This window comes from Flavobacterium sp. 123 (genome assembly GCF_003634825.1).
Classification (GTDB): Bacteria; Bacteroidota; Bacteroidia; order Flavobacteriales; family Flavobacteriaceae; genus Flavobacterium.
Genome location: NZ_RBXD01000001.1, coordinates 805,540 through 831,183, shown reverse-complemented (window position 1 = coordinate 831,183; position 25,644 = coordinate 805,540). Strand labels below are relative to the sequence as shown.

Here is a 25,644-nt window from a genome sequence, read left to right as displayed (position 1 = left end):
TTATATTAAGCGATTTTTTTACAATTAATGCTTATAAAAAATTATTTTTCATGGAATTGTAATCTATAAAATAGCGAACACTTACGGATAAAACATGGCTTAAACTTTCATTATTGAGCAAATTAGTCAGGTTTTTGTCAAATTTTTTATTGATTATGTTTTCAAAATTTGCTGCATTGTTTCGGTATAGTATGGAAACTTGACTTCCAGGTGCAAACCACCAAGAATAGGATAAGTCAAAATTCCAAGAGTAAAAACTTGAATTTTTGTTCTCTGAATAACTTGAATTATTTGTCAGTCTGCCGTTTTGTTCTAATGACAGAAAGTTTTTATTTTCAGCATAAGACCAATATTGGCGTGCCGAAAGATCAAAATTCATTTTGCTGTTTATAGAATATTTCCCCGAAAGCGTATTGGAATAGGTTATTACATTTCGATTTGCAAAAACAATAGTGTTTTCGGTTGCTGGATTTGAGTCCGCGTCAATGCTATCAACAAATCCTTTATTGTTATTTTGTCTAAAAAAATTGAAAGAGTAGTTCAGCGAAAACTTGTCGTTAAATCGATATCTTGGGGATAATAAGAAACCATATGAATTTCTTCCAGATTCGCTTAGAACTGCAAAAGAAGGATTAATATCTATGGCAAATTTATTATTGTAATTTGAAGAAAAGTAAAGCCAACTGCCAAATCGTTTAGGTGAAATTACATATTTGCCTTCTGTTCTAGGTTCATAATAATCGTATTTTTCAAATGGATCTAAGTTGATTCCTATTCCAAAAAAAAGATTTTTTTTAGTATTTAAATTGACATTAACATTGAAATTGTTCCCTTGAATTTTGCCTGTTTCTTTATTGAATTGAACAAAATTATTGTAATTCAATCTAAAGCTATTAAAGTATTTTGTAGGATTCAGAATTCTATAATTAGCATTGCCATAAATGCTGTAATAGTTGGTTTCAAAATTGATTCCTAAGTCATTATTGTCATAGTTTTTAGTAAACAAGTCACCGCCAAAGCTGTATCTATATTTTCCTGATGTTTCAGAAAAGTTTAATGTTGTAGCAATTCCTTTTTTGTCTTCGAGCTCATTTACGTAGCTGTATTTAAAATCTCCAGCTAAATTATAGGTATTTTTCTTTGTGTTCAAATCCCAGACTAATGCAGAAACATTCGCATCTCTAAAATCTCCGTTACGAGTAACATTTGTATTTACAAAAGAAACCGATGAATTTTTGCGGAAGCGTTGATCCAATACTAAAACATTATAATTAGATAAAGGCTCAATGATTTCTCTTCTAGTTTCTTGGGTATCCGTATTTAATATGGTCGCGGCAGTTTTTTCAGTAACGGCATTTAAAATTCCAATTCCTAATCCATCTTTGGTTCTGCCAGAAACTTTCAAGGCATTGATAAGATTTACATTTGCTGGGCTGCTACTTATTTCTTCATTAGTTGCAAGGGTTGGAAATTTTGACGGACTTCCACCAATTCTTCTAGAATAAAGAAGATTTCCTTTGCTGAACAGATCAGTTCCTTCGGTAAAAAAAGGTCTGTTTTCATTAAATTGTTGTTCGAATGGACCTAAATTCAATATTTTTTCATCGTATTTTGTCTGCCCAAAATCAGGAATTAATATTGCATCAAGCGTAAAAGCGTCATTAATTCCGTACTTAACATCTAAACCACCTTTGAGGGTTCCGTATGATTTTTGTTTTGAATTAGCATTTAAATAAAATGACGAATAAGGCAAAAGAAACAATCGAGTAGGTGTTTTTATATTTTCAATTCCTTCAAGATTTCCAGATTGTTGCGTGAAAGTTCCAATTTTTGTATCCAGTCTATTCCATGTATATACTTGTCGGTCTCGTTTAATTTCTCTGAAAAAATTTAGTCCCCAAGTTTGCTTTTTTTCTCCAGAAAAACGTAATGCAGCATAAGGAATTCTCATTTCTACAGTCCAACCTTTGTCTGTTATTACAGCTTTGCTTTTCCAAACTGCATCCCAAGAATAGTCTTCTCCATTTGTATTTGTTGATATACAGTCAGATTGGCCATCAGCAGCATTTACAAAAAAATCAAAATCTTGTTGGCCGTCATTAAAACCATTTATAAATACTCCAAAAACATCCGAAGTTCCAAATTCATCTCGTTTTGTGATTTCTTTTAAAATTTTATTGGGTTCATTGTCGTATAGGAAAGCAGCAATATAGATGGCATCGTTGTCATATAAAACTTTTACATCTGTTTTCTTTTCCTCTGGGATTGGTTTTCCATTATCAGGATCAAACATGATGAAATTTGTAGCTTCGGGAACAGTTTCCCATATTTTTTCATCTATTTTTCCGTCGATGATTATGTTGCCTTCAGTGATAAATTTGGTTTGTAGTACTTTTTTTTGGCTGTAGCCAAAAAACGAAAATAAAAGGATTCCTATAAAAAATATTTTCCTCATACGATTTTTGATTGATTGAATTTGATTGATGATCGGTTAGAATATAATAGACTTAACTTTTACGATTTTGTTACAAAACGTTTAGTTAAAATTATTTTCTAATTAAAAAGTAACGAATTAAAAACGATTGGTTTTGGATTTTATTTCAAAATCAGGGGGTTTTTTAGTATTTCTTTTTTAGAGAATTGTAGTCTATAAAATAACGAACACTAATAGAGAAAATATTCGTTAAGTTACTATTGAATACACTTTTGATATTATTAGTTAGGTTTTTATCGACTACATTTGTTCTTTCAAGGGAATAATTACGGTAAAGAAAAGAGATTTCACTGCCAGGGGCAAACCACCATGAATAGGATAAATCAAAATTCCAAGAGTTGAAATTTCTGTTTTTGTTTAAAGTGTAGGCATTATTTGGAGATAAATAGCCATCATTTTGTAAGCTGAAAAATTCATGATTTTTAGAATAAGACCAATAATATCGAGCGGTTAAGTTTACTGTCATTTTGTTATTTAGGGCATATTTCCCGGTAAAATCATTTTGAACGATTTCTCGATTGCGTTCCGCAAAAATTATTTCTGAGTCGGTAGTGTCCACCCAACCGCGGTCATTTTTTTTGTTCGTATAATCTAGGGTGTAACCTAATGAAAATTTATCGTTGAATCTATATTTTGGACCAAAATAAAAACCAAAATTGTATCTACCATCCTCATTGTATGTTGTAAAAGAAGGTTGCAAAATTACTGAAAAAGCATGGTTGTCATTTGTGGTAAAATTGATAGCAGTGAATATTTCTTCAGGAATAAAAACATATCTTCCATCTGCTCTTGGTTCATAAAAATCATAAGTTTTGAAAGGCGTAATTTGGAACGCAAATTCTAGATATTGATTTCCAAGCGTTGTGGATTTAATCTCAGTTCCTATGGCGCCTTCTTGCAGTTTTCCAGATGTGTTTTCAATTTCTAAATTAACATATTGGTTTATTTTGAAGGTATTGAAGACTTTTGTAGGATTTAGAATTCTATAACTAGCACTTGCATAAGCATTGTGGTAATTGGTATAAAAATTAATTCCTAGATCGTTAATATCGTATTTTTTGGAGATGTATTTTCCGCTAAGACTATATCGGTATCGACCACTTGTTTTATCAAAATTTAAAGAGGTCTTGAATCCGTTGTAATCTTCAAGAGTGTTTATACTACTGTATTTAAAATCGCCATATAAATTGTAGGTGTTCTTTTTTGTGTTTAAATCGAACAATAAAGCGGAGACATTTGCATCTCTGAAGTTACCATTTCGAGTTGTATTCGTATTTACAAAAGAAACAGATGAATTTTGATTGAAACGTTGATCAAAAACCAAAACATTGTAATTTGTTAGTGGTTCAATGACTTGTTTACGCGTTTTATTGGTGTCAGTATCTAGAATTGTTGCGTACGTTTTTTCGGTAACGGCATTCAGAAAACCAATTCCTAATCCTTTTTCTGTTCGACCAGATACTTTTATAGCGTTGAGTAAATCAACGGAGCTTGGATAATTTGTTATTTCTTCATTTGAATTTACGGCTGGTTCCGTGCTTGGAGCACCACCAATTCTTCTGGAATAAAATAGATTTCCTTTTGTAAATAAATCAGTTCCTTCCGTGAAAAAAGGCCTATTTTCTTCTAACTGTTGTTCAAAAGGTTCTAGGTTTAAAATGGCATTGTCAAATTTAGTTTGCCCAAAATCAGGAACTAAAATGGCATCAAGTGTAAAGGAATCGTTTATTCCATATTTAATATCTAAACCTGCTTTTAGGGTAGTGTCGGATCCAATATCGCTTTTTTGATAATACACAGAAGAATATGGAATTAAGAAAAGACGAGTAGGAGTATTTATATTTTCAATCCCTTCAAGAATACCGGCTTGTGGAATTACAGCTCCAATTTTAGTATCAATTCTGTTCCAAGTATATTTTTGAACATCTCGTTTTATTTCACGGATAAAATTGATTCCCCAAGTTGGATTATCAGATTTAGAAAAACGTAATGCAGCATAAGGGATTTTCATTTCAACTACCCAACCAAAATCGGTTAGAGATACTTTGCTGTCCCAAATCGCATCCCAAGTATAATCTTCATAATCTTCTGTTGCCAAACAATCCATTTGAACTCCAGCAGCGCTTACAAAAAACCTGAAATCTTGTTGGCCATCATTAAACCCATTGATGTAAACTCCAAAATGATCTGACACACCAAAAACGTCTCGGTTAGTTATTTCCTTTTGAATTTTATTTGGCTCATTATCATATAATAATGCGGCAATATATATGGCATTATTATCATAAAGAATTTTGACGTCCGTTTTTTTATCATTGCTTATTGGTTTCCCATTGTCGGGTTCAAACATGATAAAATCAGTAGCATCAACGGCTGATTTCCAGATTTTTTCGTTGATTTCGCCATCAATGATTATGCTTTCTGTAGTAGATTTCGCCCTAATAATTTTTTTTTGGCCATAGAAATTAAGGCTAACAAAAATTAAATAAACTAAAACTAAAACTTGGAATTTCTGCATAAATTGGGTATGTTGGTAAGCAAAAATAACAAAATTAACATGAAAAGTGATTAATTTATAAATTATTTGATAGTGTTTCAAATGTTAAATTATTTCTAAAAGGGACTTTTTGAGCTTTATTTTTTAAAAAAAATGTGTTTTTATGTATCTTTGCAATCCCAAGTCTAACTCATAACCTAAACGTAATCAATGATTTATAAGATATTTCCCGCCTCTTTACTTTTTGTTTTTTCGTTTTTTTCAATTCATTCTTTTATTTCAAAATCTGAAAACAAGAATGCAATAGCAATAGAAAAAACTATTAATCCAAATTTAGACGATGCTAATGTAGAAATGGTTTATAATCATTTGCATTCTGACAAATATGCTTTGCCTAAATTAGAAAGTTTTGCTAAAGCCTTAAAAGGATATTATTCTTTGAAAGAAAAAGGGTTAATTAAGAAAAATATTTTAACGCTTGTTGATTTTAGCTTGTCGTCAAACTCAAAGAGACTTTGGGTTATTGATTTAGCTACAAATACAATTTTATTTCAATCACTTGTTGCTCATGGCAGAAACACGGGTGAGGAATTTGCTAAAAGTTTTTCTAATTCAGCTCAGTCTTTCAAAAGTAGTTTAGGATTTTATGCTACAGGCGAAATATATTCGGGTAAACATGGAATGTCATTGCGATTGGATGGTCTTGAAAAAGGAATAAATGATAATGCTAGAAGTAGAGGAGTTGTGGTACACGGTGCAAATTATGTGTCAAATTCTTTTATCAAAAATAATAAAAGATTAGGCAGAAGCCAAGGGTGTCCTGCGCTTCCAGAAGAATTATCAAAAGAGATTATAAACGTAATTAAAGACAAATCTTGTTTGTTTATTTATCATCCTTCCGCAATATCTAAGTTTGTTTCTTAAGGTTTAATTAGTAAGAAATCTAGAAAGTTATACTAGTTTAAACATTAGATAATGTTCGCCAACATCTTTTATGTCAAATGGAGTTCCTGTTTTTTGATATCCCATTTTTTCATAAAAACCAGTCGCTTCTGTTCGAGCATTGAACCAAATTAAATTTGCGTCCTGATTGATAGAATATTTTTCACAATGCAGAAGAAGAGCTTTGCCAAAACCTTGTTTGGTATGTTCTTTTAAAACTGCCATTCCCCGAATTTGAAATTGTTTTTTTTGTGGAAATAATTTATTTGTGGCTTCGAATAATGACACTACACCAATAATTGATTCCTTGAGAAACAATCCAAAATGAGTTGTGGTTTCTAAATCATCGCCTTCAAAAGAACAGCTTTCTATTGGTTTTCCCATTCTTAAAACAGGATGCCTTACTGTAAAAGTTTCTTGAGAAGATATTTTTGAGATATTTTGCATTGATTTTAAAATATTTTTTTCGACTAAATAAAGGTATAATATTTTCATATTAAATTCTTTATCTATTGCAGAGGTCATGTTAAATAAAGTTGCAGAAGGCTATGGCTATTAATTTTTTTAAAAAAACTTGCATTGAAGCAAACTTATTATTTATATTTGCACCGTTGTTAATGCGAAAGTAGCTCAGTTGGTAGAGCTCCAGCCTTCCAAGCTGGTTGTCGCGAGTTCGAGCCTCGTCTTTCGCTCTAAGTCCTCATTAATTTGAGGTTTTTTATTTTACTGTTATAATGCGAAAGTAGCTCAGTTGGTAGAGCTCCAGCCTTCCAAGCTGGTTGTCGCGAGTTCGAGCCTCGTCTTTCGCTCTTAAAAGCCGAAACTTAATTGTTTCGGCTTTTTTATTTTAAATCAGCGATGCTTATTTTATAAAACTTAAATCAGAACCGCTTTCTAATTCTTCAGGAAGTTGATTCTGTCTAAAAAGACGAGCGGATAAGTTTCCTTCTAAAGTAATTTTTTCTCCTTTTGCATTTAACCAGCTTCCTTCTCGTAATCCTAAAACAGGAAGAGAATTGTAAGCATGAAATTCTTTTATTCGAGTCTCACGAGTTTCACCCATGTGTTTGGATTGCAAATTAGCATCTAAATAATGTGCATTCAAATTGAAAGGGATTAATCCTAGAGCCTGAAAACTTGGTGGGTAAACTATCGGCATATCATTTGTAGTTTGAATTGTCATTCCGCAAATGTTGCTTCCAGCGCTAGTTCCTAAATAAGGGGTTCCTTTTTTTACAGTTTCTGCAAGAACATCCATGATTTTGTTCTTGTACAACTGTGAAACAAGTACAAAAGTGTTTCCTCCACCTGTAAAAATTCCTTCTGCATTTTGAATAGCTTCCGCAGGATTTTCAAATTCATGAATTCCTTTTACGCCTATATTTATTTTGGCGAAAGCCAAAGCAACAGTAGCAGTATATTCTTCATGCGAAATGCCGCTTGGTCTTGCATATGGAATGAAAAGTATTGTTTTGCAATCCTTAAAATGAATTTGTAAGGTTTCTAATAAGTAGTCTAAATACCCTTCGTTATGGAGTGTAGAGGTACTGGCAATAATTATATTTTTCATTTGGTTTTGATAAAAAATTATGATTCAAAGGTATTAAATAGTTGTTTTTAATTAACATATTTTTACCAAGTCGTTAGTAATTAATTTGGAGTATACTAAGATACTTTTACACCGTATTTAAGATCTTAAAATTGATTCGCCTTACAGATGAGTAGAACTATTTCCTTTTTATTTTGTTTAGTTGCAGCTAATGTTTTAGCACAACAATCGGTTCCAACTCAATTAGAAGGAAAAGTAAATGCTAACATGCTCGATCTGGAAGGGATATACATAATCAATTTAAAAACTGAAAAAGCCGCTATTACGGATGCCGATGGCTATTATTCCATTCAGGCTGCTGTAGGTGATACTTTATTGTTTTCATCTGTTCAATTTAAAAGTGTTACGATAGTTTTGACTCCAGAACATTTTCAAAAAGAAAGGCTCATTGTAAAAATGGAGCCGATTATGAATCAATTGAAAGAAGTTGTTATCCGTAGATATGATAATATAAATGCTGTGTCGCTTGGAATTATTCCCAAAGGACAGAAATCTTATACCCAAGCAGAGCGAAAATTACGTACTGCGACTTCTGGTGGCGGGATTGATGGTTTGCTTAATTTATTTTCGGGGCGTACTGCCATGTTAAAAAAAGAATTAGCGGTTGAAAAGAAAGAATCATACTTAGCTTTATTAGAACAAATGTTTGATAAAAGTCATTTTACGAATACACTTAATATTCCTTCGGAGTACGTAAAAGGATTTGAGTATTATGCAGTTGAAAACGATAAGTTTACTAAAATTTTAAGCCTAAAAAATAGAACTACCGTTGAGTTTTTGCTTGGTGAATTAGCGATACAATACAACGATACTATTGCATGTGAAAAATAAGATTGCCTTCTTTTGCGTAAATAACATAGAAAATTAGCTTTAAAAAAGAGGGACTTTAAAAGATTTACTACTTTTGAAAAATGAGAAAAACAATTTTTTACACAATTCTTGGATTCCTGTTTTTAACCGTTTCAGCTTTTGAAGTGCATAAATTTTATGTGGCAGTTTATCAGGTGAATTATGCTCCGGAAAAGAAAATGCTCCAAATTACTTCTCGGATTTTTGTTGATGACCTAAGTAAGGCCATCGAAAAAAAATACAACAAAAAAAACTATTTAGGCACAGAGAAAGAATCCTCGGAAGACATAGTATTGCTTAAAAAATATTTTGCTGAAAATCTTATTTTTAAAATTAATGGGCAGGCTAAGCCACTTAATTTCTTAAGCAAAGAACTTGAAGGAGATGTTCTTATTTGCTATTGTAGTATAAAAGAAGTCCCCAAAATAAAATCTATTGAAACATACAATTCAATTTTGTCAGAATGGAACTCTGAGCAGCAAAACATCATGCATTTTATTGTCTTTTCAGAGAAAAGAAGCGTTCTTTTTACGAGTTCTAATAAAAGCGAAGTGTTAAAATATTGATATAAATAGAAGAATTTGTTAAAAATCATTATTTTCACGCACTGAAAATAATAGTATTCCTTTTTATGAAAAACTTTTCTTTATTGTTAATTCTACCTGCAATTTTATTTGCTCAAGAAAAACCAGCAGTAATTACTCCCAAACAACCGGGTAAGTACGACACCAACAAATTTAGCCAAATGTATGATTTATTGGCTACGCCCAATATGTTTCGTACGGCATCAGGAGCTCCAGGGCCAGCTTATTATCAGCAACAAGCCGATTATAAAATGGATGTGGAATTAGATGATAAAAATTCTAGATTAAGTGGTTCCGAAACGGTTACGTACTATAATAATTCTCCAGATAGTTTGGAATATTTATGGGTTCAGTTAGAGCAAAATCAAGCGGCCAAAAACTCTCAATCTCCTTTGGCTGAAAGCGAAAAAATTTCTCAAGTAGTAACAGTAGAAAAATTTGCAAATACGTACTTACAAGAAGGATTATCCCGTGGATTTAATATTGAATATGTAAAAGACGCTAAAGGAAATCCGCTATCGTATACTGTTAATCAAACCATGATGAGAATCAATCTGCCTGCGCCATTGAAACCTGGTGAGAAATATTCGTTTTCTGTAAAATGGTGGTATAATATCAATAACTATCAAAAAGACGGAGGACGTTCGGGTTATGAATTATTCGAAAAAGGAGGTAATAAATTGTATGTTATTGCTCAGTTTTTTCCAAGAATGGCCGTTTATAACGATGTTGAAGGATGGCAGAATATGCAGTTTTGGGGAAGCGGAGAATTTGCTTTGCCATTTGGTAATTATGATGTGAATATAACCGTTCCTGCGGATCATGTTATGGAGGCTACGGGAGAACTAATGAATAGAAGCGAAGTGTTTACACCAGAACAAGTAAAACGCTATGAGCTTGCGCAAAAATCATTTGACAAACCTGTTGTTATTGTTACTCAGGAAGAAGCTGAGGCTAGTGAAAAAGGATTTTCTGACAAGAAAAAAACATGGAAATATAGCGCTAAGAATGTAAGAGATTTTGGAATTGCCACATCAAGAAAGTTTATTTACGATGCAATGGCAGTACAATTAAGTAATAAAGTGGTTATGGCTACTTCAGTATATCCAAAAGAAAGTAATCCGTTGTGGGGAGAAACTTCTACGAGAACAGTTGCTCATACTCTGAAAAGCTATTCAAGTCATACATTTGATTATCCTTATCCAAAAGCAGTTTCTGTTTCGGCTGAAGATCAAGGAATGGAATACCCAATGATTTGTTGGAATTACGGTCGTCCAGATGAAAATGGAGTTACGAGTGACCGAATTAAGCACGGAATGATGAGTGTAATTATTCATGAAGTGGGGCATAATTTTTTCCCAATGATTGTAAACTCCGATGAACGTCAATGGACATGGATGGACGAAGGACTAAATTCATTCATGGAATATATGGCGGAACAAGAATTAGATCCTAATTATCCTTCAAGTCGAGGTCCAGCAAAAAATATTGTACCTTATATGAGCGGTGATCAAAAATTTTTGGAACCAATTATGTCAAACTCAGAAAACATAATTCAATTTGGTAATAACTCTTATGGCAAACCAGCTGCAGGACTTAATATTCTTAGAGAAACTATTATGGGAAGAGAATTGTTTGACCATGCCTTCAAAGTATATGCAAACAGATGGAAGTTCAAACATCCAACTCCAGAGGATTTCTTTAGAACAATGGAAGATGCTTCTGCAGTAGATTTAGATTGGTTTTTTAGAGGTTGGTTTTATTCAACCGATTATGTTGATATTGGAATTGATGAGGTAAAACAATACTATGTTTCTGAAAATCCAACAGCAGAATTGAAAGACGTAAAAGTAAGAAAAGGACGTTTCGGTCAAGAAAAAGGACCTTTCGTATATTTAATTTCAGAGAAAAGCACAGAATTAGCTTCTGCACAAAAGAAAGCTTTGCAACTTGACGAGATTAAATCTCTTTCAGATTATGTTAGTCAAAATCTTTCTGAAGAAGAAAAAGCAAAATTGAAATCACCTAAATATTTTTATGAAGTGACTTTCAATAAGCCAGGAGGAATGCTTATGCCTATTATTGTTGAGCTTACTTATGAAGACGAAACGAAAGAAGTTTTCAAGTATCCAGCTCAGATTTGGAGAAAAAATAATGAAACTGCTAAGAAGGTGTTTGCAACAACAAAAGCAATCAAAAAAATACAGATTGATCCAAAATTAGAGACAGCTGATATTGATGTAACTAATAATGCTTGGCCAAAAGAAGAAGTCAAATCTAAATTTGATTAATTTAAAAAAAAGAGACTCTGATAAAGAGTCTTTTTTTTTATGAAAAAATTAAAATTCAGACATTCAAAATTTGATATCTTTGTCATCAAGAAAAAAATAGAAAATATGTTTGGCATAGGAGGAGGAGAATTAATTTTTATCATGTTTATAGTTTTAATGCTTTTTGGTTCTGATAAAGTTCCAGAAATAGCACGTACTATGGGGAAAGCGATGGCGCAGTTAAAAAATGCCACGAATGATATTAAAAATGAAATCCAAAAAGGAGTTGAGGATAATGGTTTTGACCAAAAAACATTATCAGATTTAACAGGTAGTATTACATCAGAAATTAGCAAAGCAAAAGATAACTTATTAGGCGATACGTCAACATTGACTTCTGTTTCGAATACTTTCTCTTCAGAAATTGATATTGTAAAAGACACATTAGTAAGTGACACGACTGTTCCAGTTGATAAAGTAAAAGAGGGAATTGATGAAATTGACGAAATTGTAGGTCCAATAAAACGTCAGATTTAATGTTGGAGAAATTGCAGTCCCTCGATACTAAACTCTTTGTATATCTTAATGGTTTAGGTTCTGAAACCTATGATGGTTTTTGGCTGTTTATTACAAAACAAGTTAATTGGATTCCATTTTTTTTACTTTTATTGTATTTAATTTATAAAAAAATTGGAACCAAACAAACTTTGTATTTATTGTTGTTCGTAGCTGTTTTAGTTACTATTACAGATCAAACAACTAATTTGTTTAAAAACGGATTTCAAAGATTGCGTCCTTGCAATAATCCGGATATAAAATCGATTATTCGAATCGTACAATCCAGAAGTTCCTATAGTTTTTTCTCAGGACACGCTGCTAATACAATGGCGGTAGCTACTTTCTTGTATTTAAATCTAAAGCGTTATTTCAACTATTTAGGACTTTTATTTTTATGGCCATTAATTTTTGCTTACAGCCGTATTTATTTAGGATTGCACTATCCTTTAGATATAATTTCGGGCTATATAGCCGGACTTATCTTAGGCTTTTTAATGTATAAAGTATACAAAATAGTAAAGCAAAAGTATTTTCCTGAATAAAAAAAGGGAAAATTTAAAGGACTCTACTTACTGTTAAACCATCTCTAATAGGAAGCAATACGGTTTCAACTCTAGGATCATTTTTCAGAATTTGGTTGTATTCTAAAAGTACTTTTGTGCTCAAATCATTTTTTTGTAAAGGCTCTAGAACTTTACCGCTCCACAAAACATTATCAGATAAAATAATACCTCCTTTATTCATTTTTGGAACTATTAATTCAAAGTAGTTGAGGTAGTTTTCTTTATCTGCATCGATGAAAACTAAATCAAATTTGAGGTTTAAAGTTGGGATAATTTCGATTGCATTTCCTAAATGTTGTACAATTTGTTTTCCCCAAGGTGATTTGTCGAAATGTTTTCTTTGAAAATTAACTAATTCTTCTTTTATATCAATGGTGTGAAGTTCTCCACTTTCCTGCATTCCTTCGCATAAACACAATGCCGAATAGCCAGTATAAGTTCCAATTTCAAGAATGTTTACAGGGCGAATCAGTTTTGATAGCATACTTAAAACACGGCCTTGAAAATGACCACTTAGCATCCTAGGCAATAGAATTTTCTGATACGTTTCTTTATTCAAAGCAGCTAAATGTGCAGGTTCTTTTTCAGAGTGTTGTTCAATATAATCTTCTAATTCCTGTGAGATGAAATGCATTTTTTTTATTTTAAATAGAGGACAAAGTTACCAAATTCAGAATCAAAATCGAGTTGTCCCTTTGATTTTGTTTGATTTATAGCTCTCGAGTTTTAATTGGAAAATTAGGAATAAAAAAAGGGTCTAGCACTTTTCTTTTGAAAAATACTAGACCCAATAAATATAATCTACTTGTAGTTATTTCAGTGAATTAGAATGAAATTGCAGCTTCAAATACTAGACCTTTGAATTGACCACCATAAAAATTATTAGCATTTCCAGTAGGTACGTTTCCTACAAATTGTGTGTAATCTTTATAGTTTTGATTAACGTAATCTAATTTTGCTACAATGTTTTTAGTCATGAACCAACCAATACTTGATTCAAGTCTGTCTACAGTAACTTTTTTAGCATCTGCATTAGACAATTTTCCAGATACAGTATTGTATTTTCCTCCTATATAAAATTGTTCTGTTTTTCCAAATCTGTAGATAAGCTCTCCAGAATATTGATCTGCAGTACGTTTGGCATCAACACCTGCTTTATCTCCTCCTGAAGCTAATTCAACAGTTCCAAATAACTCAAGACCTTTGTATTTTACAAATGGGTTAATCATGATTGAAGTAGCCCAGTTTTTGAAGTTAGGGTTGAAAGTTGCTTCTGGTGTAGAAGTTGAATTATAACTAGCAGCAACATCAACACCATTATTTTTATAAGCGTTATTGTTTAATACACCCCAAAAACCAAATCCTGATCTAGAAGAAGAATATATGTTTGAGTTACCCAAGTTTGCATTATGATAGTAAGAACCTGTAAGTCTAACTCTCAAGTCTTTGTCAATTTGTTTGTCATAACCAAATTTAGCTAAGATTGAAGGGCTAACTGCAGTATTTGTATTTGGACCAGCAGTGTAAACAACTTCTTGTGTACCTTGATTTAAATTTCCATTTGTAGCACCTAACATGCTTACCCATCCGTTTCTTTTGTAATATACTTCAATACCCATTTCTGTACTGAATGCATTCATGATGTTGTTTCCTACAAATGCATTTCTAAGTGTACTACCGTTGTCAGAACTTCTGAAGTGAGCATCACCAAAGTTGTTCTCCATTTGTCCGATTTTAATTGTAGCGTATTTCATGAAATTAGCAAGGAAGTCTTTTTTAATGAAGTCTAACTTGTCAATTTGTAAATATCCACCTCTTGCATAAGTGTCATTGTGGTGTCTAGAAGCTAAATAAATATCTAAGTTTACTCTTACACCATCAAATAATTGAGCTCCAATAGTCATATCAGCAGCTGGAAGGACAAAATTATTTTCAGTATTCATTAATCGATATCCAGTGATTTTTGAAGGAGCAACAAAAGTTGCAGGTTGATCATTGAATGAATTGATTGCTTGGAAATCCATATTGAATGCGCCTCCTAAATCAACGCTCATTCCTTTGAATTCCTTATCGTCTTTTTGTACGTCAAAAACGTTGATTCCATCTTTGCTTCTTGAAATTTGATTTTGCATATTGCCAAACGATACTTGGGCGTTTGCGGCAGCCATAGATGTTAGTGCTACTGCTAAGAAATAAATTTTTTTCATGGCTAGTTGTTTTTATTTGAAATTAATATTGAATTTTATTGTTAGTTCTTTTCCAGTTTTGATTGTTCCGAATAAAGCAGTAGGTGCTGTCATTCCAAATTCATCAAAAGTAATTTTGTTAGCTCCTTGAATTGAAACAACTCCGTTTACTACACTTGTTTTAATTTGTGTTTTCAATTCTTTGCTAGCTCCAGCAATAGTATAAGTACCAGTTAAATTCCAAGTAGTCTCATTTACTTTTTCTGCTGATTTTAAAACATATTTAATTGTTTTGTTTTTACCACTTTTCAAAGTTTCATATGCAATTTTGTCCATTGCATTTTTTCCGCTTTTAATGCTCTCTGTCAAAAGAGATACAGTAAGTGAATTAATATCTGTTACTTTAGAATCCGTAACTGTTAAATTTGCTACACCAGTTCCTGAAACAGATTTCATTTCCCAATCGTGAAGCGTTGATGTACCAAACACTGAAAAATTTGCTTTTGTATCCAATGCATAACTTTTTTGTGCATTAGCATACAATGCCATTCCGAAGAATGCGATTGTTAAAAAGATTGATTTAATTTTTGTTGATTTCATTATTCTATTTATTTATTATTAATTGATTTGAGATTAAATTAATTGCGTTTACTATTAAATGCCTTATTAATTTGAAACAAAATTATTGCATACCTCCAAATAATAACATGATAAAAGTCATTGTTAAAGTTTTATTAAATTTATAATTCCTTACTATATCGTTTTAGAACTGGAATTTTTTTTCTGAAAAGGCAAATAATTTATTATTATATTTTTTTCGTCAATTAAAAAAAGAACAAAAAGCATTAAATTTGCAGCATGCAAATCGAAAAAAAAGACATCCGCGCCTTATCTAAAGAACAATTACGTGATTTTTTTGTAGCTAATGGTGACAAAGCTTTTCGTGGCAATCAAGTTTACGAATGGTTATGGAGTAAGGGTGCGCATAGCTTTGATGATATGACTAATCTGGCTAAGCCTACAAGGTTAATGCTTGAAACTCATTTTGTGATTAATCATATCAAAGTAGATACAATGCAGCGTAGTGAAGATGGAACAGTAAAAAATGCGGTTCGTTTGCATGATGGTCTGGTAGTTGAATCTGTTTTGATACCTACAGCAACAAGAACTACAGCTTGTGTTTCCAGCCAAGTAGGTTGTAGTTTAGATTGTAATTTTTGCGCTACAGCGAGATTAAAGCGAATGCGAAATCTGGAACCGGCTGAAATTTACGATCAAGTTATAGCTATTGATAAAGAAAGCCGTTTGTATTACAATCATCCACTATCTAATATTGTATTCATGGGAATGGGAGAACCTCTTATGAACTATAATAATGTCCTGAAAGCAATTGAAATGATTACTTCTCCGGAAGGTTTAGGCATGTCGCCAAAACGAATCATGGTTTCTACTTCGGGTGTGCCTAAAATGATTAAGAAATTGGCTGATGATGATGTAAAATTTAAATTAGCAGTTTCGTTACACTCCGCTATTGATGAAATTCGTTCTCGAATAATGCCTTTTAGCCAAAATTTTCCATTAGCAGAATTACGAGAAGCATTAGAATATTGGTACAGAAAAACCAAAAGTAAAGTTTCCTATGAATATGTAGTTTGGAAAGGAATAAATGACACTAAAGCTTCTGTTGATGCTTTTGTAAAATTTTGTAAATACGTTCCTTGCAAGGTTAATCTTATAGAGTACAATCCTATTGATGATGGAGAGTTTCAACAAGCTTCTGAAGAATCTATAAATGCCTACATAAAAGCGCTTGAAGCTAGTGGTATAGTAGTTAAAGTACGACGTAGCCGTGGTAAAGATATCGATGCAGCTTGTGGACAATTAGCGAATAAAGAAGCGTAAATTAATTTTTTTCTCAGAAAATTAATTTCAAAATCAAACTATGGTTTGTAAGTTTGTGTGGTAATATTGTATATTTGAAAACTAAATGAATATTACTTCTCAAATAAAACAGCCCATCTTTTGTGAAATGGAACTTTTTGAAAAAAAGTTCTACGAATCAATGTCTTCCAAAGTTGCTTTACTAAATAGAATAACCTATTATATTGTAAATAGAAAAGGAAAACAAATGCGTCCTATGTTTGTTTTTCTTACTGCAAAAATGGTTTCTGGTGGTACAGTGAACGAAAGAACGTATCGAGGTGCCTGTGTTATTGAACTAATTCATACCGCTACTTTAGTCCATGATGATGTAGTTGATGATAGCAATCGTCGAAGAGGTTTTTTCTCTATTAATGCTCTTTGGAAAAATAAAATCGCTGTTTTAGTTGGAGATTATTTGCTTTCAAAAGGATTGCTACTTTCCATAGATAATGGAGATTTTGATTTATTGCGAATTATTTCTGTTGCCGTTCGTGAAATGAGCGAAGGGGAATTACTTCAAATTGAAAAAGCTCGAAGATTAGATATTACCGAAGCTATCTATTACGAAATTATACGTAAAAAAACAGCCACACTTATTGCTGCTTGTTGTGCCCTTGGTGCAAAATCTGTTATTGAAGATGAGATGCAGGTGGAGAATATGCGCAAATTTGGTGAATTGATTGGTATGGCCTTCCAAATCAAAGATGATTTATTTGATTACACTGATGAAGCCATTGGTAAACCTACCGGAATAGATATTAAAGAGCAAAAAATGACTTTGCCACTTATTCATGTTTTGAATTCATGTACTTCAAAAGAAAAAAATTGGCTAATCAATTCTATTAAAAACCACAACAAAGACAAAAAGCGTGTAAAAGAAGTTATTGCCTTTGTGAAAAATAACAACGGATTATCCTATGCCGAAAATAAGATGATTCAGTTCCAGCAAGAAGCACTTTCTATTTTGGATAATTATCCAAATTCAGAGTTTAAAGAAGCGCTAATTTTGATGGTAAATTATGTTATTGAAAGAAAAAAATAGAATAATAGTAAAATATTTTTCTCCTAATACCCTTTAATTTCTCGGTTTTTTAATTTCTTTCTGAAATTTTAAAAAAAATACTAATTCATGATGCAACCTTTTTGCATTATAAATCGTCTTGTCAATAGAAACACTTTATAAAAAAATTGAAAGTAATTAATTTACATCAAGAGGAAAAAGAACTAATCCAGTTAGCAGTCGAAAGCAATCGGCAAGCGCAACAGAAGATTTATGCACAGTTTTCGTCTAGAATGCTAAGTGTTTGTAGGCAGTATATAAAAGACATTCATCAAGCCGAAGATGTTATGATTACTGCTTTTATGAAAATATTTAGCAATCTGAAAAATTTTGAACATAAAGGAAGTTTTGAGGGTTGGATTAGGCGAATTATGGTGAATGAATGTATTTCCTTTATTAGAGTCCAAAAAAAAGTTATGTTTCTTGAAGATGAAATGCATTTTGAGGAAGGTTTTAGTTCTATGGACAGCCAACTTTCAGTAGAAGATATTCAGGTTTTGATTGACGGTTTGCCAGATGGATATAAAATGATTTTTAATTTATACGCCATCGAAGGATATAAACATCAGGAAATAGCAAGTATGCTGAAAATTAATGAAGGAACATCAAAATCACAATTATCACATGCTAGAAAGATGTTGCAACAGCAGATTAATTTATTAAAAAAGTACGACAATGGAACCGAATAAATTTGATAATCAATTTAAGGAAAAACTAAGCACTAGGGAGATAAAACCTTCGGATGCAGCTTGGGATAGATTAGATGCCATGTTATCAGTTTCTGAAAAGCCCAAAAGAAAATTTAGCTGGTTGTATATTGCGGCTAGTGTATTAGTTTTTTTTACAGTAGGCACTGTTTTTTTTAATCAAAAAGAAAGTGTAGTTCTGAATCCAAAAGATACTATTAAGATTCAGAACGAAATTACTATTAAAAGTAATGAAACAGCTCCAATATTGAATAGTAGTAAGAAGTCAGCTGTAGTAATTTCCGAAACAAAAAAATCAATTTCAAAAAGCAACATAATTCCTTCGACAAATAAACAACTAAAAAATAATAATCAAATAGTCGCAGTTTCAATCATTAATCAAAAAACAGAACAAAAATCAATTGTCAATCCAACTAATGTTCTTCTTGTTGAAAATCAGCTAGTGATAGTTGAAAATTTAAAAAAAGAAAATTCATCTGATCAAAAATCTAAGATTCATGTAAATCCAGATAATTTGCTCTCACAAGTTGACGGTGAACTAGAACTTTCTTTTAGAGAAAAAGTAATTAATAAGGTAAACAAAAATTACCAAACTTTGAAAGTCGCTTTAGATAATCGCAATAATCAACCATAAATCATCAATCACAATTAAAAACAATCAATCATGAACAATTTTACTATTTATCTAGCAACTCTTTTATGCCTTTTGGCGAGTAAAGTAGTAGGGCAGGAAACTTTTGAAACAAGAGCAAAAAATATTGCTGCAAAAATTGAGACCATAACTAAAGAAGAAAAATCGGCATTAAAAGAAGAAGTCGAAGCTGTTAACAATCAATTAGAAAAAGGTTCAATTACTTTGGAACAAGCGGAAAATAAAAAGAAAGTTTTAGCAGAAGCTAGAGCAATTAATATTGAAGCTCGAGTAGGTAAGGAACAAGAAAATTTGAAAAATTTGGTACAAGAAAAAGTTGATGGTAAGATTTCCGAATCAGACACAATCAAAAAATCGAATCAACTAATTTTGAAATGGGAAAAAGGAGATAAAAAACATATTGCTAAAAATGAAAAAAGAACGACCTCGCAGTTTGTTTTTGCCGCAGGGTTAAATAATCTGGTTACAGATGGTAAAATTGAGGATTCTGATTTTAGATTTTTGGGCTCTCATTTTTATGAATTAGGACTTACTTATAATTCTAGATTAGCTCAAAATAGTAATTTTCTGCATGCTAAATATGGACTTTCATTGATGTATAATAATTTGCGTCCAACGGATAATCAGAATTTTGTTATCAATGGAGAACAAACAAATTTAGAGACAAATCCAATTCATTTGAAAGATTCTCGTTTTAGAAATGTGTATTTAGTAGCTCCGGTTCATTTAGAGTTTGATTTTTCGGGAAGCGAAACAAAAGGTAACAAACGCTATTTTAAAACACATCAGAATGTTCGTCTTGGAATTGGGGGATATGCTGGATTTCATCTTAAATCAAAGCAAGTTTTAAAATTTGATGATAGTAATTTAGAGGCTACTGAAAAAAGTAAAGGGGACTTTAATACTAGTACTTTTATTTATGGTTTGAGTTCTTATATTGGGTACAAAGAGACCAGTTTGTATGTTAAATATGATTTAAACTCTTTGTTTAAAAACAATACAATTAATCAAAACAATATTTCTGTAGGAATTCGATTTGATTTAAATTAAAAATGGTTTGAAGTCGTTTATTTAAAAAAGCAATTTGAAAAAATTGCTTTTTTATTTTAAAGGTAAGAAAATAGAAATTTTAGTGCCTTCATTTAGCTTTGAAACAATACTAAAAACACCTTTCTTTTTTTTGATAATTATTTTACTCAAAAAAAGACCTAATCCTAATCCTTGTTGTTCCATTACTTCGCGATTGAATTGTTTTGTTGCATCAATTTTTTTTAATTCATCTTCGCTAAATCCTATTCCAGAGTCACATATAGTTAATTCATAATATTTTTCGTCAAACTTCAAGCCAGTAACGAGAACAGTTTTGTCATTTGGTGAAAATTTTAATCCATTATCAATTAATTCATAGAGGATAAAATACAAATGATTTTGGTGTATTTTCACATCAGAAGGATCAATATTGAAATGAATTCTTTTAGCTTCACTCTCATCAACTTTTGAAATTTTATCTTTTACTTTTAAAAAGGTTTCAAGAATTTCAGAATTTGAATTTTCAGAAAAGTTGATGGTGTTGTTTTTTAAATTTTGATACAGAATTAAGTTTTGCATAGTTCTGTTCAATCTTTCCCCAGAAGTTTTTATAGTATCATAAAATAAGGCAATTTCATTTTTTTTAAAATTATCTTCATTTTCAATCAAAAGATCTATAGAGCCTAAAATTCCAGTAAGTGGAGTGTTGATTTCGTGGATTAAAAAATTATTTTTAGTAACGTTAAAAGTATTATTTGCATTTTTAATCTTGTTGAATCTATTTATTTTTGTTTCTATGGTTTGTATTAGTTCACTGACTTTAAAAGGTTTTGAAATGAAATCATCAGCACCATTAAGGAGGCATTCTCTCATTTCATTATTATCATTTTTTGCGGTCAAAAAAATAAATGGAATAGTTTCCAAAAATTTATTTTGCCTAATAATTTCATGAAATGAATACCCATCCATAACAGGCATCGAGATGTCGCTAATGATTAAATCTGGGATCCAGTTTTCGAGGATCTCTAATGCTTCATGTCCATCCTGCGCTGATATAACCTCGTAGTTTTTATGTGTCAAGAGCTCTGAAATAGTTTCTCTAATTTTTAGCTCATCATCTACCAGAAGAATTCTATTCTTGTTCATAAGGAAAATTTAAAATTATTGTTGTTCCTATGTTTTCCTTACTATTCAACGTAATTCTACCATTTAAGAATTCTGTAAATTGTTTGACAATTACTAATCCTAACCCAGAACCTTTTATTGTGCTTGTGTTTTTTGCTCTAAAGAAAGAGGTATATAAATTTTGAATATCTTTCTCTGGAATTCCAATTCCATGATCTTCAATTTCAATTTGTATTTCTGTACTCAAATATTTAATTGTGATTTGAGGTTCAGGTTTGTTTTCTGAATATTTGAAGGCATTACTAATTAAATTTGTTATAATATGGAGCATTAAAGTTTCATCCGTTAAAAAATGTTTCTTTGTACCCTCAAGACTTAGTTTAATTTTTCGGCCGTCAGGTTCATTGTTGAAATAAGTTTCAATTAGTTTTTCGATAAAGTCAGTAAAATCAATTGATTTAATGTCTTTTTTGGTTTCTTGGAGCTCATATTTTCCAAAAACAAGAATGTTATTCATTAGCTCAGTCATTCGTTCCACTTCGCTTTTTATTCTTTCGCTAATTAAATTGATGCTTTTGGTTATTTTATTTTCCATGTTCTGAACCTTCATTTCTAGAAGTTCCGCATTAGAATAAATAACGGTCAAAGGCGTTCTAAATTGATGCGAAGCCATTGACACAAATTTTGCTTTTAATTCGTTAAATTTTCGTTCTTTTAAAAGAGCTGTTTCCATTTCTTCGGCTGCTGTTATTCTTTCGCTGATATCTCTATTGCAACTTTGAATACCAATAATTTTATTCTCTTTATCAAAGATTAGTTTAATTTGTGCTTCTAGCCAGATATAACTTCCGTCTTTTTTTCTGTATCTAAAAGTTACAATAGGGTTTTTAGAATGTTTAATTAAATTGTCATGGTGATTTTTAACTAATTCTATGTCATCGGGGTGAATGAATTCAAGCGGTTTTTTGTTTAATAATTCTTCGGGCTTGTATCCAATTATTTCTTCACATGACGAGGATACGTAAGTATAGTTCAAATCTATTGAATGTTGGCAAATCAAATCAGTGGTGTTTTCTGCAATAAATCTAAATTTCTCTTCAGAAAGTTCTAGTTGATTTTCAGCCTCTTTAATTTCGCTAATATCGATGTATGTTCCAATGATTTTAATTGGTTTACCATCTTTATTTTTCCGAATTAAACCAGAATATTTTATCCATACAAGGTGCCCGTCTTTGTGGATCATTCTTGTAGTTCCTTTGTAAATATCTGATTTTCCTTCTATATAATTTTTTAATTTTGTCTCAATTTGAACCAAGTCTCCGGGATAGATACTTTTTTTCCAAAATTCTAGATTCTGAATTATCTCATTTTCTTTATACCCAAGTATTCCTGCCCAATTATAGGAAAATGTAGTTATATCTGTTTCAAGATTCCATTCCCACATAGCCTGTTTCGAACCTTCCATATAGAAATTAAATTTTTCTAAAGTGGATTCTAATTTTGCTATAATTTTGTCTTGATTAAGCCTTATGCCAATATTTTTAGCAATGGAATGCAAAGCATATACTTCCTCTTCTGTCCATCTTCTTTCAGTTTTACAATCATCATATCCAATCCATCCCCAAAATTTATTGTTTGAAAAAATAGGGGTGAATAAATAGGATTTTATGTCTTGCATTTCCATGGTTTCTCGGAAGAAATCGTTATCACTTTCCCTCACTAACCCATGTATTGATTCGTCTTTAGAGAGAGTTTCAAAGAGTCCTGGAAACACATCGTAAGGGAGTCCGTTGAGTTCCGGGCTGCCTATGTAAGGTGTAACATCGTCATTGCACCATTCGTGAGTGTAATATAGTTTTAAAATGCCATTTTCGGTTTCATTTTTAAAAATGTAGCATCTGTCAATGTCTTGCCCTTTGCCAATATCAGTAATGCAAAAATTCAAAGCATTATCAATTGATTGCTCTTTTAAAAGGTGATTATTTGCTTTTGAAATGCTTAATAAAAGATTCTGCATTGGGAATTAATTGTTTTAATTTCTTTAAATAGCTGTAATTAAACAACATAGCAATTTTTTAAACAGATAAAATGGCGAAGTGTTTAATTAGATAAATCTAATAATTATTAATGATAGAAGGTAATGTTTTTTTATTTGCATAAAGTCAACTGATAAATGTATTTATAATTCGATTTTTTTTTATTAATATTACTGATAATTTGAAAATTAATAATTATAATTTAAATAAAAAGAACTAATTTAGTACGATGAGAAGTCAAAAAAAGAAAATAGTATTAATTGAAGATGATATTGCATTAGGGAATTCAATATCAGAATTATTGATCTTAAATGATTTTAGCGTAAGTTGGTTTCAAGACGGTGTTGAGGCACTTATTTATCTAAAAATTCATATTCCTGACATTGTCATAAGTGATTTGATGATGCCGCTTATGAATGGAGAAGAATTGTACTTGAATGTTAGAAAAAATAGTAAACTTGATACAATTCCTTTTATTATAATTACAGCTAATATTGATGATGAAGTAAAATATAGACAGTTAGAAAACGGCGTCAATGACTATATAATGAAGCCTTTCAAGGTTAAAGAACTGATACTTAAAATCAATAATCTATTAGATTTTAGAGCAAATATTGAGAAGAAATATAAGCCAGATCCGTTCTCAAAAGTTACAATAAAATTATCCGAAAAAGATTTTCTTTCTTCTGTTGATGAGCATTTGCTTAAAAATTTAAAATCAAAAGTAGATATAGATGACTTGTCAAATAAACTTTTTATTAGCAAGTCAACTTTAGATAAAAGGATCAGAAAACTCGTAAATAAGAACACGAGTCAATATATAAGAGAGTTTAAAATACAATATGCTATAAAATTAATAAACCTTGGTGAAAGAAATATTCAGTTTTTATCTGACGAAACGGGCTTTAGTTCTTTTTCTTACTTTTCAACAAGTTTTAAAGCATACGTAAATATGACACCTCGAGATTATGTTAAAACCATTCAGGTGAAAAAATAAATTACCTGATAATTCTATGTGAATTTCAACAAATCAAGTAAATTCTTCAATATTTTTTGATTTGCGTACGAATATATTTCTAATATATTATTTTGAAGTTGCTTCTACTTTTAATAAAATTTTAATCTGCATCAATCTTTTTTAAATTATCAATCAAATTACTTAGAATTGTTTTTCTATTAATTTATTTTGTTTAGGTGATATAATAATATGTTGTATCGGCTTTAATGTTTGACAAAATATATTGATAAAATGAAAATACGGCCTTCAGAAGATGTATGGGATAGATTAGATCATTTATTGAATTATGAAGAAAAAGCAAGAGTTGATTTTAATAGAACATTAGTTCTTCTAGCTTTCTTTTTTTTAGTTTTTTTAGGGATCTATATCTTCATGAATTAGATACGACTCTATAGTATAAGAGGACAATCATTTACTTTTTTTAAGTCTAAAAGTCTAAAATTAAATTATAAGTATTTTTTTTTAACCTATCGATTAAAACGCTTTAGATTAAAAATCAAAATCTAAATTTGTATTAGATTTGGAATCTTTCTTACCAAACAGCTTACTCAGAAAATTTATTGGGGGCAATGAATTTATGATTACATTTAGTTAAAGTAAGCTGTTTTTGGTAAGATGTTTTTAATCAACAAAACTTCTAAAGTATGGGTCTTAGTGTTTTTTTTACAGATAAATTTAAAAAAGACCGCAATGTAAAATCCTTTTTTACCATTGTAGATTCAAAAATCACTATTCAGAACAAAGGAGAAGAAATACGCTTGAATTTGAATAAAATTTCAAATGCAAGAATTATTAAAAGAAGAAATTTGATTCCTAATATTCTTGTTTTGGTAACTGCCTTTACGATTAATTTTCCACTTCTATCTTCTTACAATGCAGATAATCGATATAATGATATTTTTTTAATATTAATTGTTTTAGCTGTTATAGCTTCGTTTTCAATAAAGCATTATTCATATCGACTTTTAATAAATAAAAATAATTATTGTTTTAATGAATTTAGTATATCTAAGCAAAATCTTAGTTGTGCACAATCGTTTGTTTCTATGTTCAAAACAAATACTACAATGACCCAATTCAGCAATGCTAAAGAAAGGTATGATTACTTAAGTAAGTGTTTAGCTTAAATAATTGATAGACCTGCGTTTTGAATATTAGATTTGATTTTTATATCAAATTTTTTCCCTTAAATGAAAATCTACAATTTCTTTTAGCTCTTTGAATACAAAAGGTTTTCTTAAATATCCTTTAGCTCCTAAACTAAAACCAGTTTTTTCATCAATTTCCTCAATTTTAGCACTAAGTAATAATACCGGTATATTCGAATGATTTGATTTTTGATGTTCTGCTAAGAATCCATAGCCATCTAATTTTGGCATCATAACATCACAAATAATTAAATCCGGTTTGTGTTCTTGTACTTTTTCTAAACCTTCTGAGCCATCTTGAGCTTCAAAGACTTGATAATTAATAAGCGAAAACAATTCAGCAATAGTTTCTCTTAATTTTATCTCGTCGTCAATAATCAATATTTTTGACATT

At 30.8% G+C, this 25,644-nt stretch carries 24 protein-coding genes and 2 tRNA genes; 16 read left to right on the top strand and 10 right to left on the bottom strand.

Annotated elements, in window-relative coordinates; translation table 11 throughout:
* Window positions 1-31: 31 nt before the first annotated feature.
* Together C8C88_RS03795 and C8C88_RS03790 are read right to left on the bottom strand one after the other, a co-directional pair.
* Entirely contained in the window at window positions 32-2,455 is a 2,424-nt protein-coding gene (locus tag C8C88_RS03795) for a DUF5916 domain-containing protein (protein ID WP_121336844.1), read from the bottom strand.
* A gap of 163 nt (window positions 2,456-2,618) precedes the next feature.
* Window positions 2,619-5,012: a DUF5916 domain-containing protein gene (locus C8C88_RS03790; protein ID WP_121336843.1), complete on the bottom strand. Its 2,394-nt coding sequence runs from the start codon at window positions 5,010-5,012 to the stop codon at window positions 2,619-2,621.
* 189 nt (window positions 5,013-5,201) lie between these two features.
* Between C8C88_RS03790 and C8C88_RS03785 the strand changes: the two genes are divergently transcribed.
* The gene (locus C8C88_RS03785; protein ID WP_121336842.1) at window positions 5,202-5,915 is read left to right on the top strand and encodes a murein L,D-transpeptidase catalytic domain family protein; all 714 of its coding nucleotides are present in this window, start codon (window positions 5,202-5,204) and stop codon (window positions 5,913-5,915) included.
* A gap of 27 nt (window positions 5,916-5,942) precedes the next feature.
* Here the strand turns inward: C8C88_RS03785 and C8C88_RS03780 are convergent, their stop codons facing one another.
* Window positions 5,943-6,380: a GNAT family N-acetyltransferase gene (locus tag C8C88_RS03780; RefSeq protein ID WP_121338554.1), complete on the bottom strand. Its 438-nt coding sequence runs from the start codon at window positions 6,378-6,380 to the stop codon at window positions 5,943-5,945.
* Between the two features lie 172 nt (window positions 6,381-6,552).
* Between C8C88_RS03780 and C8C88_RS03775 the strand changes: the two genes are divergently transcribed.
* Window positions 6,553-6,625 (top strand) — tRNA-Gly (locus C8C88_RS03775).
* Window positions 6,626-6,669: 44 nt separating this feature from the next.
* Window positions 6,670-6,742, top strand: a tRNA-Gly gene (locus C8C88_RS03770).
* A gap of 53 nt (window positions 6,743-6,795) precedes the next feature.
* Here C8C88_RS03770 and pepE read toward each other — a convergent pair.
* A complete protein-coding gene (gene pepE / locus C8C88_RS03765; RefSeq protein ID WP_121336841.1) occupies window positions 6,796-7,503 on the bottom strand; it encodes a dipeptidase PepE in 708 nt (235 codons plus the stop codon).
* A gap of 147 nt (window positions 7,504-7,650) precedes the next feature.
* On the opposite strand from pepE, the gene C8C88_RS03760 reads away from it, so the two are divergent.
* The 5 genes from C8C88_RS03760 to C8C88_RS03740 all read left to right on the top strand — a co-directional run bounded on the left by C8C88_RS03760 (window position 7,651) and on the right by C8C88_RS03740 (window position 12,345).
* Window positions 7,651-8,373 (top strand): carboxypeptidase-like regulatory domain-containing protein, encoded by a 723-nt coding sequence (locus tag C8C88_RS03760; RefSeq protein WP_121336840.1) that lies wholly within the window; start codon window positions 7,651-7,653, stop codon window positions 8,371-8,373.
* 80 nt (window positions 8,374-8,453) lie between these two features.
* The gene (locus tag C8C88_RS03755; RefSeq protein WP_121336839.1) at window positions 8,454-8,957 is read left to right on the top strand and encodes a DUF6702 family protein; all 504 of its coding nucleotides are present in this window, start codon (window positions 8,454-8,456) and stop codon (window positions 8,955-8,957) included.
* A 65-nt stretch (window positions 8,958-9,022) separates the two neighbouring features.
* Entirely contained in the window at window positions 9,023-11,266 is a 2,244-nt protein-coding gene (locus C8C88_RS03750) for a M1 family metallopeptidase (protein WP_121336838.1), read from the top strand.
* 105 nt (window positions 11,267-11,371) lie between these two features.
* Window positions 11,372-11,782 carry a twin-arginine translocase TatA/TatE family subunit gene (locus C8C88_RS03745; protein ID WP_121338553.1) on the top strand — a complete coding sequence of 137 codons (411 nt, stop codon included), beginning with the start codon at window positions 11,372-11,374 and terminating at the stop codon, window positions 11,780-11,782.
* Window positions 11,782-12,345, top strand: coding sequence for a phosphatase PAP2 family protein (locus C8C88_RS03740; protein ID WP_121336837.1), 564 nt, complete (start codon window positions 11,782-11,784; stop codon window positions 12,343-12,345). Before C8C88_RS03745 ends, C8C88_RS03740 begins: the two co-directional genes overlap by 1 nt.
* 13 nt (window positions 12,346-12,358) lie before the next feature.
* Here the strand turns inward: C8C88_RS03740 and C8C88_RS03735 are convergent, their stop codons facing one another.
* The 3 genes from C8C88_RS03735 to C8C88_RS03725 all read right to left on the bottom strand — a co-directional run bounded on the left by C8C88_RS03735 (window position 12,359) and on the right by C8C88_RS03725 (window position 15,152).
* Window positions 12,359-13,000, bottom strand: a complete 642-nt coding sequence (locus C8C88_RS03735; RefSeq protein ID WP_121336836.1) for an O-methyltransferase — start codon at window positions 12,998-13,000, stop codon at window positions 12,359-12,361.
* Window positions 13,001-13,190: 190 nt separating this feature from the next.
* Entirely contained in the window at window positions 13,191-14,573 is a 1,383-nt protein-coding gene (locus C8C88_RS03730; RefSeq protein ID WP_121336835.1) for a hypothetical protein, read from the bottom strand.
* A gap of 12 nt (window positions 14,574-14,585) precedes the next feature.
* The gene (locus tag C8C88_RS03725; protein WP_121336834.1) at window positions 14,586-15,152 is read right to left on the bottom strand and encodes a YceI family protein; all 567 of its coding nucleotides are present in this window, start codon (window positions 15,150-15,152) and stop codon (window positions 14,586-14,588) included.
* A 258-nt stretch (window positions 15,153-15,410) separates the two neighbouring features.
* On the opposite strand from C8C88_RS03725, the gene rlmN reads away from it, so the two are divergent.
* The 5 genes from rlmN (at window position 15,411) to C8C88_RS03700 (ending at window position 19,944) form a co-directional block, all read left to right on the top strand.
* The gene (rlmN, locus tag C8C88_RS03720; RefSeq protein ID WP_121336833.1) at window positions 15,411-16,454 is read left to right on the top strand and encodes a 23S rRNA (adenine(2503)-C(2))-methyltransferase RlmN; all 1,044 of its coding nucleotides are present in this window, start codon (window positions 15,411-15,413) and stop codon (window positions 16,452-16,454) included.
* A gap of 85 nt (window positions 16,455-16,539) precedes the next feature.
* Window positions 16,540-17,517: a polyprenyl synthetase family protein gene (locus C8C88_RS03715; RefSeq protein WP_121336832.1), complete on the top strand. Its 978-nt coding sequence runs from the start codon at window positions 16,540-16,542 to the stop codon at window positions 17,515-17,517.
* Window positions 17,518-17,663: 146 nt separating this feature from the next.
* Window positions 17,664-18,224 (top strand): RNA polymerase sigma factor, encoded by a 561-nt coding sequence (locus C8C88_RS03710; RefSeq protein ID WP_121336831.1) that lies wholly within the window; start codon window positions 17,664-17,666, stop codon window positions 18,222-18,224.
* On the top strand, window positions 18,211-18,876 hold the full coding sequence (locus tag C8C88_RS03705) for a hypothetical protein (RefSeq protein WP_121336830.1): 666 nt from the start codon (window positions 18,211-18,213) through the stop codon (window positions 18,874-18,876). Before C8C88_RS03710 ends, C8C88_RS03705 begins: the two co-directional genes overlap by 14 nt.
* 30 nt (window positions 18,877-18,906) lie before the next feature.
* Complete coding sequence (locus C8C88_RS03700) at window positions 18,907-19,944, top strand: hypothetical protein (RefSeq protein ID WP_121336829.1); 1,038 nt, start codon at window positions 18,907-18,909, stop codon at window positions 19,942-19,944.
* A 51-nt stretch (window positions 19,945-19,995) separates the two neighbouring features.
* Here the strand turns inward: C8C88_RS03700 and C8C88_RS03695 are convergent, their stop codons facing one another.
* Both C8C88_RS03695 and C8C88_RS03690 read right to left on the bottom strand, forming a co-directional pair.
* Window positions 19,996-21,069, bottom strand: a complete 1,074-nt coding sequence (locus tag C8C88_RS03695) for a response regulator (protein ID WP_121336828.1) — start codon at window positions 21,067-21,069, stop codon at window positions 19,996-19,998.
* Complete coding sequence (locus C8C88_RS03690) at window positions 21,056-23,065, bottom strand: PAS domain-containing protein (protein ID WP_121336827.1); 2,010 nt, start codon at window positions 23,063-23,065, stop codon at window positions 21,056-21,058. The genes C8C88_RS03695 and C8C88_RS03690 overlap by 14 nt, the downstream gene beginning before the upstream one ends.
* A gap of 248 nt (window positions 23,066-23,313) precedes the next feature.
* On the opposite strand from C8C88_RS03690, the gene C8C88_RS03685 reads away from it, so the two are divergent.
* The 3 genes from C8C88_RS03685 to C8C88_RS03680 all read left to right on the top strand — a co-directional run bounded on the left by C8C88_RS03685 (window position 23,314) and on the right by C8C88_RS03680 (window position 25,229).
* The gene (locus C8C88_RS03685) at window positions 23,314-24,081 is read left to right on the top strand and encodes a response regulator (protein ID WP_121336826.1); all 768 of its coding nucleotides are present in this window, start codon (window positions 23,314-23,316) and stop codon (window positions 24,079-24,081) included.
* Between the two features lie 252 nt (window positions 24,082-24,333).
* Window positions 24,334-24,483 (top strand): hypothetical protein, encoded by a 150-nt coding sequence (locus C8C88_RS12875; RefSeq protein WP_158588982.1) that lies wholly within the window; start codon window positions 24,334-24,336, stop codon window positions 24,481-24,483.
* Window positions 24,484-24,746: 263 nt separating this feature from the next.
* Entirely contained in the window at window positions 24,747-25,229 is a 483-nt protein-coding gene (locus C8C88_RS03680; protein ID WP_121336825.1) for a hypothetical protein, read from the top strand.
* A gap of 45 nt (window positions 25,230-25,274) precedes the next feature.
* Here C8C88_RS03680 and C8C88_RS03675 read toward each other — a convergent pair whose 3' ends face one another.
* Window positions 25,275-25,643: a response regulator transcription factor gene (locus tag C8C88_RS03675; RefSeq protein WP_121336824.1), complete on the bottom strand. Its 369-nt coding sequence runs from the start codon at window positions 25,641-25,643 to the stop codon at window positions 25,275-25,277.
* Between the last annotated feature and the right edge of the window lies 1 nt (window position 25,644).

Coding starts and splice junctions, on each gene's coding strand:
- C8C88_RS03755 (WP_121336839.1), top strand. CDS start 8,454: ATGAGAAAAACAATTTTTTACACAATTCTTGGATTCCTGTTTTTAACC.
- C8C88_RS03725 (WP_121336834.1), bottom strand. CDS start 15,152: ATGAAATCAACAAAAATTAAATCAATCTTTTTAACAATCGCATTCTTC.
- C8C88_RS03795 (WP_121336844.1), bottom strand. CDS start 2,455: ATGAGGAAAATATTTTTTATAGGAATCCTTTTATTTTCGTTTTTTGGC.
- C8C88_RS03745 (WP_121338553.1), top strand. CDS start 11,372: ATGTTTGGCATAGGAGGAGGAGAATTAATTTTTATCATGTTTATAGTT.
- C8C88_RS12875 (WP_158588982.1), top strand. CDS start 24,334: ATGAAAATACGGCCTTCAGAAGATGTATGGGATAGATTAGATCATTTA.
- C8C88_RS03680 (WP_121336825.1), top strand. CDS start 24,747: ATGGGTCTTAGTGTTTTTTTTACAGATAAATTTAAAAAAGACCGCAAT.
- C8C88_RS03730 (WP_121336835.1), bottom strand. CDS start 14,573: ATGAAAAAAATTTATTTCTTAGCAGTAGCACTAACATCTATGGCTGCC.
- C8C88_RS03790 (WP_121336843.1), bottom strand. CDS start 5,012: ATGCAGAAATTCCAAGTTTTAGTTTTAGTTTATTTAATTTTTGTTAGC.
- C8C88_RS03780 (WP_121338554.1), bottom strand. CDS start 6,380: ATGCAAAATATCTCAAAAATATCTTCTCAAGAAACTTTTACAGTAAGG.
- C8C88_RS03735 (WP_121336836.1), bottom strand. CDS start 13,000: ATGCATTTCATCTCACAGGAATTAGAAGATTATATTGAACAACACTCT.
- pepE (WP_121336841.1), bottom strand. CDS start 7,503: ATGAAAAATATAATTATTGCCAGTACCTCTACACTCCATAACGAAGGG.
- C8C88_RS03705 (WP_121336830.1), top strand. CDS start 18,211: ATGGAACCGAATAAATTTGATAATCAATTTAAGGAAAAACTAAGCACT.
- rlmN (WP_121336833.1), top strand. CDS start 15,411: ATGCAAATCGAAAAAAAAGACATCCGCGCCTTATCTAAAGAACAATTA.
- C8C88_RS03695 (WP_121336828.1), bottom strand. CDS start 21,069: ATGAACAAGAATAGAATTCTTCTGGTAGATGATGAGCTAAAAATTAGA.
- C8C88_RS03690 (WP_121336827.1), bottom strand. CDS start 23,065: ATGCAGAATCTTTTATTAAGCATTTCAAAAGCAAATAATCACCTTTTA.
- C8C88_RS03740 (WP_121336837.1), top strand. CDS start 11,782: ATGTTGGAGAAATTGCAGTCCCTCGATACTAAACTCTTTGTATATCTT.
- C8C88_RS03675 (WP_121336824.1), bottom strand. CDS start 25,643: ATGTCAAAAATATTGATTATTGACGACGAGATAAAATTAAGAGAAACT.
- C8C88_RS03715 (WP_121336832.1), top strand. CDS start 16,540: ATGAATATTACTTCTCAAATAAAACAGCCCATCTTTTGTGAAATGGAA.
- C8C88_RS03750 (WP_121336838.1), top strand. CDS start 9,023: ATGAAAAACTTTTCTTTATTGTTAATTCTACCTGCAATTTTATTTGCT.
- C8C88_RS03685 (WP_121336826.1), top strand. CDS start 23,314: ATGAGAAGTCAAAAAAAGAAAATAGTATTAATTGAAGATGATATTGCA.
- C8C88_RS03760 (WP_121336840.1), top strand. CDS start 7,651: ATGAGTAGAACTATTTCCTTTTTATTTTGTTTAGTTGCAGCTAATGTT.
- C8C88_RS03785 (WP_121336842.1), top strand. CDS start 5,202: ATGATTTATAAGATATTTCCCGCCTCTTTACTTTTTGTTTTTTCGTTT.
- C8C88_RS03700 (WP_121336829.1), top strand. CDS start 18,907: ATGAACAATTTTACTATTTATCTAGCAACTCTTTTATGCCTTTTGGCG.